General features: G+C 42.9%; 9 protein-coding genes. 5 read left to right on the top strand and 4 right to left on the bottom strand.

The window, feature by feature from the left end:
• Window positions 1-54 precede the first annotated feature (54 nt).
• Complete coding sequence (locus tag LK453_RS01345) at window positions 55-783, bottom strand: hypothetical protein (protein ID WP_201535349.1); 729 nt, start codon at window positions 781-783, stop codon at window positions 55-57.
• Between the two features lie 162 nt (window positions 784-945).
• The gene (locus LK453_RS01340) at window positions 946-2,616 is read right to left on the bottom strand and encodes a vWA domain-containing protein (protein ID WP_201535363.1); all 1,671 of its coding nucleotides are present in this window, start codon (window positions 2,614-2,616) and stop codon (window positions 946-948) included.
• A 521-nt stretch (window positions 2,617-3,137) separates the two neighbouring features.
• Between LK453_RS01340 and LK453_RS01335 the strand changes: the two genes are divergently transcribed.
• Complete coding sequence (locus LK453_RS01335) at window positions 3,138-4,055, top strand: DUF808 domain-containing protein (protein ID WP_201526692.1); 918 nt, start codon at window positions 3,138-3,140, stop codon at window positions 4,053-4,055.
• 245 nt (window positions 4,056-4,300) lie between these two features.
• Here the strand turns inward: LK453_RS01335 and LK453_RS01330 are convergent, their stop codons facing one another.
• Window positions 4,301-8,422, bottom strand: coding sequence for an Rne/Rng family ribonuclease (locus tag LK453_RS01330; RefSeq protein WP_201535366.1), 4,122 nt, complete (start codon window positions 8,420-8,422; stop codon window positions 4,301-4,303).
• A 1,237-nt stretch (window positions 8,423-9,659) separates the two neighbouring features.
• Between LK453_RS01330 and LK453_RS01325 the strand changes: the two genes are divergently transcribed.
• The 4 genes from LK453_RS01325 (at window position 9,660) to LK453_RS01310 (ending at window position 13,326) form a co-directional block, all read left to right on the top strand.
• On the top strand, window positions 9,660-10,712 hold the full coding sequence (locus LK453_RS01325) for an RluA family pseudouridine synthase (RefSeq protein WP_227674430.1): 1,053 nt from the start codon (window positions 9,660-9,662) through the stop codon (window positions 10,710-10,712).
• 89 nt (window positions 10,713-10,801) lie between these two features.
• A complete protein-coding gene (locus tag LK453_RS01320) occupies window positions 10,802-11,518 on the top strand; it encodes an HAD family hydrolase (protein ID WP_201535536.1) in 717 nt (238 codons plus the stop codon).
• Between the two features lie 157 nt (window positions 11,519-11,675).
• A complete protein-coding gene (ubiA, locus tag LK453_RS01315) occupies window positions 11,676-12,626 on the top strand; it encodes a 4-hydroxybenzoate octaprenyltransferase (protein ID WP_201535372.1) in 951 nt (316 codons plus the stop codon).
• A 52-nt stretch (window positions 12,627-12,678) separates the two neighbouring features.
• Window positions 12,679-13,326, top strand: coding sequence for a DUF4112 domain-containing protein (locus tag LK453_RS01310; RefSeq protein WP_201535375.1), 648 nt, complete (start codon window positions 12,679-12,681; stop codon window positions 13,324-13,326).
• Between the two features lie 253 nt (window positions 13,327-13,579).
• On the opposite strand, the gene LK453_RS01305 is transcribed toward LK453_RS01310, so the two are convergent.
• Window positions 13,580-14,224 carry a hypothetical protein gene (locus tag LK453_RS01305; RefSeq protein ID WP_201535378.1) on the bottom strand — a complete coding sequence of 215 codons (645 nt, stop codon included), beginning with the start codon at window positions 14,222-14,224 and terminating at the stop codon, window positions 13,580-13,582.
• Window positions 14,225-14,239: the final 15 nt, after the last annotated feature.

Below are 14,239 nucleotides of genomic sequence, written 5' to 3'. Positions count from 1 at the left end.
AACTAACGTGAAGACTCAGCCATTGCTTTTCTATTTAGTAGAGGCGTATTCCTGTTAAGTAGAGGGTTGTTCAGTAGAGGATGGTTCTGTCGCTGGCTGCTCAGTAGCAGGCTGCGCTGAGTCTGACTTTTGGTCGGCAGTCTGAGGGATAATTTCGATAGGCAAGGTCAAACCACGTGCAAACTCATGGGCAATCACATAATCGTGTTTACTAGGCTCAACATTGGGTGTGGTATAAATTATCAGCTTTGCTTCACTTTCAGAGAATTTATGCGACAGGTAGCTGTCTCCTAACTGATCGAGTATTTTTTCAAGAGGTTCATTACTGGCCATGCCAACGGTTAAGGCATGCTGAGCTTGCTTTGGGGTAATGTTTGAGAATTTGGCCTGTGATTTCACCGAGTCACCATTCAACTCAAAAGGATATTTAAAGGTGTCAGGGGCAACAGGCTTTTGTCCTGAATCAATACGATCCCAGTCAATACTTAATGGCTTATCCCGCGTAAATACGTGTTCATTGCCTGCTGTATCTTCCGCCTCGACACCATTATGTTGTGCAGACTTAGATGAGGTAGTGGCAGCGTTAGACGACTGCGTGACATCTACCGGAGTCTCTGTTTTGACAGGGGACTCTTTATTACAACCAGACAGTATCAACACAGAGCTGGCCGCAACAGCCATTGCTAAGGTAGACAGTATTTTGGGACTGGCTGTTTTTTGCAAGACTGGCTTATGAGTAGAGAAAAGACTTAAGCTTTTGCATTTTTGCTTGTAGTTTTGCATAGGGACTCTCAACGACAGAGCTGACATTATGGAATAAGGCCAGCTGCTAACTAAAAAATTGAATGAAACGAAATTAAACTAACTGAACTAAACCAAACCAAAGAAAGCAATAATCAATGGGATGTAGCAAATTAGACCTCTTTTTGAACACCCTTAGTGGGTCTATTGTAACCCATCTGCTAATTCAACCAATTTAATAAATTCACTGCGACTACCGGTTTTGTCTACGTTACTATTTAAGCCAGATTTAGCCAGTCCGGCAACTTGCTTATAGTTTAAACCGTTGACATATTTACTGTGAGTCAGTAGTTGACCGTAACCGGCGACTGCCATCGCAAAATTGGTATCTGCAGAGGCAGTCGTCACTTTATTAGCAATAGGAAAATTTAACAGTTTTGAGGTGTCAGCGTCGGGGGATTTATAGCGAATCTTTAAGAAGCCAAGCTCATTTTTATTCTGACCAGAGACCGTAGTCGTATTTTGATAACGACTGGGTTCCAATAAGCCTTTTGCGCCTGTTGGGGTCACTTCAAACAATGCCACTACTGATTTACCGGCGCCTAACTCTCCAGCATCTACCTTATCATTATTAAAGTCTTCTTTGGCCAGTAAGCGGTTTTCATAACCTATTAATCGCCATTCAGAGACAGCGGCTGGGTTAAACTCAAGTTGAATTTTAACGTCTTTGGCCACGGTATTAAAGGTGGAAGACATTTCATCAATCAATACTTTTTTAGCCTCTGACAAAGAGTCGATATAACTGTAGTTGCCATTGCCGTTGTCTGCAATTTGTTCCATCATATGATCGTTGTAATTACCTTGACCAAAACCTAAGGTGGATAAAGAGATGCCTTTATCGCGATTGTTGCGAATAATGTCTAACATATCTTTGACGTTAGATACCCCCACATTAAAGTCGCCATCGGTCAGCATTAAAATACGATTAATGCCTTGTTTTTTAAAGTTCTCTTCGGCTTGTTGATAGGCTAATTTAATCGCCGCCTCACCATTGGTTGACCCATTGGCACTTAAATTATCTATGGCGTTGAGAATTTTTTGAGTTTGATTGCCTGGGGTTGCTGGCAACACAACTTCAGTATTCCCAGCGTAGGTAATCAGTGTGATGGTGTCTTGCGCTCGCAGCTGTTTAGTCAGCATTTTAAGACTGGCTTTGGCCAGCTGCAACTTGTCATCGCTATTCATTGAGCCCGATACATCTACCAAAAATACTAAGTTGGCTGCTGGTTGGTTTTGTTTGGTAGCGAGGACGTCTTCTGCCTTGATGCCTATTTTTACAATTCGATTGGTGGCATGCCAGGGTGATTTGACCACCTCTGTGGTGACTAAGAAGGGGGCATTACCCTGCTTTTTTGCATTTTTGAAATCATAATTAAAATAGTTAATTAGCTCTTCGACTCTAACAGCATCAGTCGGGGGTAGACTGCCATTATTTAAAAAGCGACGGACGTTGGCATAGCTGCCAGTATCGTTATCAATGCTTAAAGTCGCAAAAGCTTGCTCATGAGTAGCATGGACAGCATTACGCTCTATTTCAGCATAGTTTTCAGAATTAGAGATAGAGGTTCCAATTGATGGCATTGAGGAAGGAGCTCGAATACTGGCTGGAGCTGACATCTTGCTATAAGACCTATCGGATTCAACCAAGATTACCGGTGCGGCCTCAACCACCTCAGAATTTTGAATAACGTTACTACTTGGCTCATTTGCATTGGAAATGTCTTGCTGAGGGCTACAACCATTGAGGCTTGATAAGGTTATGGCGGCTAATGATGTGACCAGAAGCGAGTGCTTTAAAGAAGTAATAGGCTGCATGAGAAATCCTTATCTATTTTGAAGATCGGCTCTGTTCTATAGAGCCGCTGTGTTTTATGAAATGAAGTGTTTTTGTTATAACTTTTGCCTTAATAAATAGCTCAAAGTGAACAGCGGTTGCGTTACCAGTTAATGTGATTGCGCTGAAACAGTCAGTTAATAATAGAAAAATAGCGGGTCGCTGTTAAAATAAATTAATACAAAAAGGGGCTATGCTTACAATCGTAATATGATTTTAGTTAAATTACGAGATAAACTACCCGTCAGTAGAAAATATATACTTAATTTAAATACATATTAATTTTATATCGCACTTGTCTTACTTTTACTATATCAATGTTTAATAGCTTTGATGTCTGTCTTTTGAACTCACTTTCAGCGTGGTTTTTAACATTATTTTTAATGGCGCTATTCATATGATTTCTATTTATATGATTTCTAGCCTCTTTAATAAGAGATTCAGTTAGTAGGCAATAAATAAAGTAGAAGGTAAGGTAAGTGACGGTTTTTAAGGAGATTTTATGGCAGCTGGTAGTCTATTAATGTTACTCGATGATATTAGTTTGATTATGGACGATGTAGCAACTATGACCAAAGTCGCCGCCAAAAAAACGGTTGGGGTCTTGGGTGATGATCTAGCGCTAAATGCTGAGCAGGTAAGTGGGGTTAAGCCCAGTCGTGAGCTGCCTGTAGTTTGGGCAGTGGCAAAAGGCTCTTTTATAAATAAATTAATCCTCGTACCCGCCGCACTTGTAATTAGTTTTTTTGTGCCTTGGCTTATTACGCCGTTACTTATGGTCGGAGGCTTATTTTTATCCTTTGAAGGCGCTGAAAAAGTGGTTCATAAGTTTTGGCCGAGACTTTTACCTGATGATGAAGAGCAGCAAGCACGGGTAGCGGCAAACGCTGATGAAAGCGTTGACCTAGTGGCCATGGAAAAGGAAAAGGTAAAAGGAGCGATCCGTACCGATTTTATCTTATCGGCTGAAATTGTGGTGATTAGTTTAGGTACTATGACTGCCGCGAATTTGGTAGATAAGAGTTTGGCCCTTTCAATTATTGCAATTGCAGTTACTATTGGTATTTACGGCTTAGTTGGTTTTATTGTTAAAATTGATGACATAGGCCTGCATATGATGCGCAAGCCAGGGGCCAGTAATACTACTCAAAAAATAGGCCAGTTTCTATTGTCTGCAGCGCCTAAATTGATGAAAGTACTAACTATCGTGGGTACACTAGCGATGTTCTTAGTAGGTGGCGGTATTATCGTGCATGGTGTGAACAGCTTAGAACATGCGGTAGAAGACCTTGCCGACCTAACTGGAGTATTTGAAGGCTTATCTGCTAACCTTTTAAATGGGGTTATCGGTTTTGGCATTGGTTTGGTTGTTTTATTTATAGTCACGATGATCAAAAAGATGCGTTCAAACGCTCATTAAGGCAGGGCGGCTCAGTCAGGTTAGTTGAGACTGAGCCTAATGTTTAGGACTACGTAATGAGAAAGCTGATTAAATTGCATAAGCTCAACTCAACTGAGATAACTGATCAATAGCACTTCAATAAAAGACAATATAAAAAAAGGCCACTTATTATAAGTGGCCTTTTTCGTGTCATTAACTTGTACCATTTGCCATAGAAACATCATCTATGGCAGCAGGTACCTTAAGCAACCGTTCTAAAACAATTAGCTTTCATTGTTGTTCTCAGAGGTATTATCTGCCTGAACCTGCTTCTTTTGCTCTTCTTTGGTCTTACGACTGCGTGCTTTTGGCACCTTAGGTGACGTCAAGTTTAACAGACCCGTTTGAGGCAATAGTTGCTCAGAGATATTTTCAATCATACTCTTATAAGTCTCAATACTGGTCTTATTTGACGCCGTTGCAGACGATTCTTGAGCTTCTTGGCTTGGCGTTGAGGTTTCAGGGTGCTGCGTCTCTTTCAACGATTTAGAACTCGCGTCGCTGACGGCATCTGCCTCTGGTTCATTGACCAAAGCCGTTGCTGGCTGGTCTAAGCTTTCAGTCACTTGCTCTTCTACTGTTTTAGAAGACAGTTTCTGAACTAAGTTCTGAGCGGCCAAAGCTAAATGGTCCTGAGGTTGATTTAGCGCTTTTAGGAAAGCTGCTTCCGTTTGACCAGACTGAACAATATCTAGACCTTTTTGACCTAAGACTTGGTTGATAAAGCCGCCAACGTTTAACTGAAGTAAGCTTGCCATTGTGTCTTTAGAAGACTTATTCGTAGCTACTTCAGTAGTAGATTGTGCTACTTTGTCTACCACTGGTGCGGCGTCTACTTCTGATGCTGCCGTCTGAGTTTCGGTTTCGACTTCAGATTTGACGTCGGGTTTAGCCTCAGTGTTAACTTCAACAACAGGTGCATTGTAGTCAGGATGCTGGCCACGAGGGTCATTGGTCGCTCTAGCACCTATCGGCGTTGGTTCAACCTGAGTTTTACCCTGCTCAATATTATGAGCGGCCACAGCAGAGGTCATCTGAGCAAAACGCTCTAAGTAGCTAGGTGACAATGACTGATAGCCATAGTTTACGAAACTAAACGCTTGCAGCGACTCAGGCGTGCTTTGATTAGTGCTCTTACGCTTGGTCATTGACTTAGTTGAGCCACCTGACGTTTCTTTGTGCGCATTTAATGCCGCTAAGAAACAAGCAATAACACCGTCTTTGGCCAAACGCATGCTGGGCTGTGCCAGATGAGTATGGATAAACTGACCGACTGACCCAGTAATGGGTGCGGCTTTGACAGTTTGAGCTTCTTCAACTGGCGCTGGTTTACGTTGCTTCATCAACGATGCTTTGATTAAGCGTGGGTCATTGCTGGCTTGGCCAAACTTCTGCGCTGCCACATAACGGTCAGCAAACAAGTCGCTGGCATCAAAGCTTAAACTGTCATTTTCAGACTTAGAGCTTTGAGTTGAGTTTGACACCACTGGTTTGTCTGCAGTAGGTTCAGCTTTAGTAGTCTCTGTTTTTTCATTGCTAACATCGGCTCTGCTTGGTTCAGACGCTTGGGCTTCAGAGCGGTTAGTCTCAGCCTTAATAGTGTCAGACTTAGCAGTGCTTTCATTGGTCTTTTGCTGCTTAATAGCCGATGACTTATCCTCTGAAGCGTGACGCGGCTGTTTTGGCTGCGCTTGCTCTGGCTTAGCCACTACTTCTACTTTGGCTTCAGTGTCAGCAGTGTCAGATTTAGCGTACTCTGGTTTGCCATGATCTGCAGCTTTACTCTGAACGTCTTTCTCAGCGGGCGCTTCTTCAGTAGACACTGACTTATCTTCCGCTTTAGCTACAGATTTTGTGTCTTGTTTTGGCTGCGCTTTTACATCAGATTTAGCATCAGACTTGGCTTCAGTAGCAGAAGTTGCTTTAGTATCATCTAGTGAGATATGAACCACTTCTGATTTTTTAAGCGTTGTTTCTGCTTCAGTGACGCGTAGATTCACTTCATTAGGATCTACGTTACGCTCGTTTTGTGCACGGCCTCCATTTCTATCTGAAGACTTGTTTCTGTCGTCTTGTTTAGCACGATTGTCTTGGCTAGATTTGCCTTGTGGCTGTTTGGTTTCACCACGCTCAATCGGACCGCGTGAGTCGCGTCTGCTATTGGCCTCACGTTTGGGTAGCTCTTTGGCAGTGCTGTTGTCTTGACTTGACGCTGAGCTCTCAGTCTCTGACTTATCTACTGAGCTATTAGATTTTCTGTCTTCTTTTTCAGGTTGACGGCGACGACTCTCAGGTTTAGCGCGCTTGTCATATTTGTTACGACTTCTATTATTGCGCGAACGACGGCGATCTTTGTCGTTATCGCTCTCATTGTCTGTATCACTGTCATTGTCTTCTTTGCCGTTCGCTTCATCTTGGGGAGCAGCTGGTACTATCGCAGCTTGTGGGGCTGGAGTAGGTGCGACAGGGGCAGCACTGACTTGACCAAAAGCCCCACGGCTTTGAGCGCCGGTGTTGACGATGGCTTCAATTGCTTGTGCGGCATCGGCGCTGCTAACGGTAGCAGACATCTGGGCTTGCGGGGTAGGGGCAAATAAATTTGATAGCCAAGCCACAGCAGAAGGTTTAGCCGCCTCGACAGGTGCTTGTGTTTGCGGCTGAGGGGCTTGGTTTTTTGCCGCTGGGGCTGGGGTAGTAGCCGCTTGCTTAGTCGGTGCAGTGTTAGCGGCTGCAGTAGGTGCATTGCTAGCTGATTGACGGGGCTGACGAATAGGCTGCTGTTCTGGACGTTCAGATTCGGCAGTTTGCCAGTCTACTTCATAGCCTAGGCCGCTGGTTTCTTGTTGCTGAGTATCGGTCACACGCTCATAGCTTGCAGGGGCAAAGCCATGATGATTAAAGTGGATATTGAAGTTAGGCGACTCTAAGTGAGCATGTGGCAAAATGGTAATGCGAGTACCACTGTCTTGCTCAAGATAAACCAAGCTTTCGCGTTTTTCATTCAATAAGAAAGCAGCAATATCAGTGGGTACTTCGGCCTGTACCTCACCATGACGCTCTTTTAAAGCCGTCTGTTCGATTTGACGCATGATAGACAGAGACAAAGAGCGTAAGTCGCGAATCATGCCATTACCATGACAACGTGGGCAAATATAACCGGTTGATTCCTCTAAAGAAGGACGCAGACGTTGACGGCTCATTTCCATCAAACCAAAGCGTGAAATTTCGCCAAACTGTACGCGGGCACGGTCGTATTTAGTCGCTTCAACTAGGCGCTTTTCAACTTCTTTTTGATGTTTGTGATCGCTCATGTCAATAAAGTCGATGACGATAAGACCGCCCATATCACGCAGACGTAATTGACGAGCAATTTCATCAGCCGCTTCTAAGTTGGTGTGATAAGCAGTTTCTGCAACATCGGCACCTTTAGTTGATTTGGCTGAGTTAATATCGATAGAGACTAACGCTTCTGTTTGATCAATAACGATTGAGCCGCCAGAAGGCAGACGAACTTCACGTTGATAGGCAGTCTCGATTTGACGCTCAACATTGAAGCTTGAGAACATAGGTTCAAAGTCAGTGTATTTACGTAGCTTATCGATTTGAGTGGGCATGACCGCTTTGATAAAGGTTTCAGCCTCAATAAAGGCTTCTTCATTATCAATCCAGATTTCACTGATATCATCACGTAAATAGTCACGTACGGCGCGAGTCACCACACCGGCTTCTTGGTGTACCAGACGCGGAGAAGCGTATTTCTTATTTTGGTCTTGGATGGCATTCCAGATATTCAGCAGATGGTTTAGATCATGCTGCAAGTCTTCTTGAGTCTTGCCAATACCAGCGGTACGTACGATAACGCTCATGCCTTTTGGTAGGTCTAAATTGCCTAGCATACGCTTCATATCTTCGCGTAGTTTGCCAGAGATTTGACGTGAAATACCGCCGCCTTTAGGATTGTTTGGCATTAAGACTAAGTAGCGACCGGCCAAAGAAACATAAGTAGAAAGGGCAGCGCCTTTGTTACCGCGCTCTTCTTTTTCGACTTGAACAATAAGCTCATCGCCTTCTTTGATCAGCTTACGGATGTTTTCTTCGCGAGGGTTGCCAGAAAGATATTCGCTGGCAATTTCACGAACAGGCAAGAAGCCTTGGCGCTTTGATCCATATTCGACAAAGACCGCTTCTAAAGAAGGCTCAACACGGGTAACGTGGCCTTTATAGATGTTGGCTTTTTTCTGTTCGCGGGTGCGGTTTTCAAGATCGAAGTCGTAAAGATGGTTGCCTTTGCATAAAGCAACACGAACTTCTTCGTTGTGAGTGGCGTTAATAAGAATGCGTTTCATTGCTGTGTCCTAGTTAGGTCATGACACACAATGGCTGGTATTTAGAAGTAAAGCTTGAGCATGAATGTGGCTAAAATATAAGCCCTATTAATAACGCATTTTTCTGATATTACAGTAAAAACGAACGGTATTTATGAGTAAATAGACCAATGACAAGTGTGATAATCAAACTGTAGGGCAGTGTATTTATTAAGCGTTAAACAGGGAGAGGCAGTTTTTAGCGTCCTGCTGTTATTAAGTATGCAGCTTATAGCAAACCTTTAAGATATATGGAGCTATGAGGCTCTCAAAGGTTACTATTAATTACGTGATGTATGACATCCGTAGTTACTGCTAGTTTTCAGCTTCTATTGACAAGAAGACTGCCTTACTATGTTAATGCTTAAAGTTGAAAATAGTCATAATCAAGTCATTCTGAACCTAGCTATTTAATGCATTTAAGGCGGAGTGTAAGGGCCACCTTATGTCATGCCGGTATGACGAACTAATTTGTATTGTAATTAGTGGGGTGTCAGTGACCAGAGAGTTAGTCTGTCTTAATTATATAAACTTAATCAATTAAATGTTAAACCCTAAAGTTTTATCTCATTATCAGTTTAGCGCCAAATTTGGCGGGGCGTACTTGGCAAATAACGGCTTTTTTATTCAGACAAAAAGCAAAATTTATTAAACGTTTAACTACAGTTATTTGACCGCCAATTCGGCGTAATTTGGTCTTATATATTCATGCTGTTTACCAGGGAATATAAGCGGTAGCTTAGACTTAGGTTGTATAAGGCGTAAGGTCATACGACGGGACTAGCGGCTACATTATTTCGCTGGGCTTTTAATAGCGGCGGCTTTTGGCTCGCGCTATTGTCTTTCCAAAATATTACAACATTGTGTACATGTTAAATTTAAATGGGGGTGTCGTGCCAAGTCGGCAAAAGAGAGCTATAAACTCCTAAACCACCTACCCAAAATCATTGTTTATAAAAATAACGTTGTGGGCTGACTTTATATTCCCTACGGAATATTTAAAAAGATACTTTATGCCAAACAGGTATGCTGTTGCTAATAGATATCAAATAATGGTGTAATCGAGTAAAGCTATAAAAGGGATCATAAAAAATGAGCGTTTATTCATAACAATACACGAGACACAAAGTCAACGTGTTAGACTATACCAAATCTTTTGCCAAACACCTAACAAAATATGTCAAAATTCCATCGAAAATCCGAGAAAAATGTAGATCAAATGAATAATGAAAATAGCAAAATAGAGCGTGACTTAGACGGTCTTATGGCCAGTGTTGGCGTTGAACCTTCTCAGGTTAGACGTCATTCTACCAAGGCGCGTCCGCAAAGTGCTGATGAAGATATTAAAGATTTTAGTCAGGTCAATCATTTAGAAGTGACCCGTCACCAACATGGTCAGCGCGTGGATAACTTCCTCTTAGCACGTCTTAAAGGCATGCCTCGCGCCCATATTTATAAAATGATTCGCTCTGATGAAGTGCGTATCAACAACAAACGCTGCAAGCCTTATGACAATCTTGAGCGTGGTGATGTGGTACGCATTGCCCCAGTTAGATTGGCCACTCGTGAAAAACCAGTAATTAGCGAAGGCTTTGCTAAGAGCTTACTAGAGCGTGTGGTATATGAAGACGAGGGGCTTATTGTATTAAATAAGCCTTCTGGTATGGCAGTGCATGGTGGTAGCGGCTTGGACTTCGGGGTTATTGAAGCCATGCGCGATGCCACTAGTAAAAAATATCTAGAATTGGTGCACCGTATTGACAAAGACACTTCCGGCTTATTGATGATTGCTAAGAAGCGCTCGACCCTAAAAGTGTTACAAGAGCATTTACGCGAGAAGACCATCCAAAAGCATTACTTGTGTATCGTCAAAGGGCAACCTGCGTTGAACGATATCAGCATTGATGCGCCGTTATTGCGTTATACGCTTGCCAGTGGTGAGCGACGAGTTAGGGTAGATAAGAATAGTCCCGACGCTAAGACGAGCCAAACCACGTGCAAGGTATTGGCCCGCTTTGAAATTAATGGTGAGCCGGTTAGTCTCATTGAAGCGATGCCACATACGGGCCGCACCCATCAAATCCGAGTGCATTTGGCTTATTTAGGTCATCCTATTCTGGGTGATGACAAATACCATATTCAGGATAACTCTGGGGTGCGTCGTCTGTGTCTACATGCGTGGCAACTAGATATTCCTGAGTATGAAACTATTAAAGCACCGCTACCAGAAGACATGCAATCTTTGTTGCCTGCTGACTTAAACTTAGATTAAAGCAGTCAGTGGGCAGTAACCACTGACTTAGGATATATGACTTTATAACCCATTGATTTAGAATAAGGACAGGCAACATGTCTCATTTGATGTCATCGGCAGCGGTGAACTCAAAAGCACAGAATTCAACAATGATGAGTGACTTACGTGATAAGTCGCTCATTATTTTTGATTGGGATGGTACGTTGATGGATTCCATAGGTTTAATTGTTAAATCTATGCATATCGCCGGTGAAGCCAATGGGTTTTATACCACTGATGAAGCGGTTAAATCTATTATCGGCTTAAGTCTTATTCGCGGGATACAGATCTTGTATCCGCAAGCCACCCCAGAGCAGCATTTAGCGATTCAGCAAAGCTATGCTGACTATTATGTGCAGGCAAGTATTGCACCTAATCAGCCTCATTCACAGTTTTTTGAAGGCATTGAGGGTATGTTGCAGCAGCTTAAACGACAACATAAGCAGTTGGCAGTAGCGACAGGCAAAAAGCGCGCTGGACTAGACCGAGTCATGGACTATTCACAAAGTCGTCATTATTTTGTTACCAGTCGATGTGCTGATGAGTCGGGGTCAAAACCGGATCCTCAAATGTTGATTGATATTTTACAAGAGACCAATCATAAGGTCTCTGAGGCCATATTTATTGGAGATAGTATCCATGATATACAGATGGCCAAGCAGCTAGATATGACTTCTATTGCCGTTAGTTATGGGGCAATGAGTAGAGAAGTACTTGCTGCGCAAAACCCTACTTATCATGTCGATACGCCAGCTCAACTGATTGAACTGTTAATCACAGACTAAGTGTTTGCTAAGGGTAGTTTCAATAAGGTGGGTGATAGGGCTATTTATGACACGGTCTGCCGACAGATAAATACCCAGCTCATTTTATGTTTCATTTTATTTTTTTTAATTGGACCGAGTAAATTTCGGCGTAATTGATTGGCCTTGCTGACTTGCTATGACTCATTCTACTTTTCGAAATAAGCTTCAAGCTTACATTCATCTGACTCGCTTTGATAAGCCGGTAGGCATTGAATTGTTATTATGGCCGACATTATGGGCGGTGTTCTTGGCGGCTTTTGGGGCGCCTAGCGCGTTATCTGAAGCGGCCATGACGGCTTTACCCAGTGTATTACCTTCTTGGTCTGTGTTACTGATTTTTGCTTTAGGGGCTATTTTGATGCGTGCGGCAGGCTGTGCCATCAATGACTTTGCAGACCGTAAAGTAGATGGCTCAGTGAGTCGTACCAAGGGGCGCCCTTTGGCCAATGGTAGACTGTCTGCAAAAGAGGCGGTAGGGGCGTTTTTGGTGCTATCTCTATTGAGTGCTAGTCTCTTATTATGGTTACCAATAGAGGTGTTTTACTGGTCTCTCGGGGCAGTTTTCTTAGCCTTTATTTATCCATTTATGAAACGTTATACCCATTTACCTCAAGTGTTTTTGGCAGCTGCTTTTGGATGGGCAATTCCTATGGCTTATGTGGCTGTACAGGGATATCCTGATATCTGGTGCTGGCTATTGTTTATCGCGTATATGTGCTGGACGGTGGCTTATGACACCCAATACGCCATGGCTGATCGCGAAGATGATTTAAAAATTGGGGTCAAGTCTACTGCCATCTTGTTTGGTCAGTTTGATGTGTTAATTATTGCCTTATTACAGACAGCCTTCTTGGGGCTAATGGGCGTGGTGCTGTATCACTATTTCTCTGATACGCGCTTGGGGCTGATTCCGGTCTATGCTTTAGGATTGGTAGCTATTTTATTTGCGCAACAAAATAGAGCGTGTGCCACACGGCAGCCCATGGCTTGTTTCAAAGCGTTTTTGGCCAATGTGTGGGTCGGACGTTATGTATTTTTAGTGGTCGCCTTAAGCTGTGTTTGGATTGAGTTCAACGGGATAAGTTAAACGTCTGTGTTTAAAAGCCATCACTTACTGCCTTTATTAATAGAGTTCACTCATGGCAAAACCTTCTAAGACCGCCTTAAACACTCAAACCTCACTAGAGGCACAAAGCCGGTTTCAACAAAACCTAATTAAAGAAGGTTTGACACGGTCTCAAGCGATAGAAATGGAGCGTAGTTTGGCTAAATTTGCCAATACTATGGACTCTTTTGTACGTATTCCTTTTACCAAACAAGGGGTCGGTGCAGATGCGGCACTGTCGACTATTCCGGTAGCAGGTGATGTGGCAGGGCTGTTATTAACGGGCTATGCTTTTGTGTTAGGCAGAAGACTGGGTGTGCCAGCAGCTAAACTAATACCGGCTATTAGGTTGGCCTTAATTGATTTGGTAGTTGGAGTGGTGCCCGTAGCTGGCACCGTCATGGATGTCTTTTTACGACCCAGTCGTAAGACGTTAGAGATTGTAAGGGCACACTTAAAGACGGAATATGACATAGAGGAGACCGCTCATATTGAGCGTCCATTTATGCATCAAGCATTGCAAAAAAAGCAGCAGCGCTCGAAATTTTGGCGAAATCCAGTGATGGCTTGGGTTTATTTGCATATTCCTGATATTTTAGGATTAATTGTGCTGATACTAATGGGGCTTGCACTTTGGAGCGTAAGTAGCTGGATGGTTGGTTTGTTTAGCAATCAGGTTTAATGCGGGGCTATTTCTAATATTTACGGTACAGTTTTTATCTGAAGAAATTGTTATTTCAACGACCATGATTCTGAAATAAGCTAATGAAAGTTAAGATAAATCAAAAAACAGGCAGTAGGCTGATGCTACTGCCTGTTTTTTTGTTTTCCAATTTTACTCAACATAAAGTCAACCGCTCAATATTAGATTAATTATGGTCAGAGTGTCTACGGTTAGGCTATTAAGCTTTTGATGTTGAACTATTTAGGGTTGATTACTTCTTAGGTTTGATCACTTCAGCGTCCGTTTTTACCGCATCAAATTTAATGGTCTCATTTTCATATAATAAGTCTATTTTAGAACCACCCCCATGGGTGACTAATTCAATAGAACCATCTGCCGAGCGATACGTAGGATTATTTCCTTGTCCAGGAGGGGCGGTCAGCAATATGCGTTTACCTGAGGGCATTCTTAAACTGGCTTGTAGGGCATCAGTTGCTGAGGTCTGGAAGGTAACATGGATACTGCGACCATTACTGTCTTTATATTCAACATCGGTCAATTGAACTTCTGAAGCAGGAGCCGCAGCTTTTGCTGCAGGTGCTAATTCTGAGCCAGTAGCAGGATCGGCATTAGTAGATTCAGCTTCTGATGTCTGGGAAGCATCATTTGCAGTGGCTTCACTATCAGGAGTAGGGTGCTCAACATCAACGACTTCTACTGGTTTCGATGGCTGGCTAGTCTCTACAGTCGATGTCTCAGTAGTGTTTACCGCTGTCGTGTTTTCAGTGGTGTTTTTATTCGAATCCTCTTGCTCCTCATTAGGTTTTTGGCAAGCGCTTAAGCTAAGTAAACTACTCAGCATTACGGTACATACGGCAAGCTTAGGTACTGAACGGGTTGAAAATATATTTGTCATTGTTCTCTCACTTCT

Origin of the sequence: Psychrobacter sanguinis, assembly GCF_020736705.1 — a bacterium.
Classification (GTDB): domain Bacteria; phylum Pseudomonadota; class Gammaproteobacteria; order Pseudomonadales; family Moraxellaceae; genus Psychrobacter; species Psychrobacter sanguinis.
Note: the sequence above shows the minus strand (reverse complement) of the source record. Positions and strands in the feature narration are given on the sequence as shown.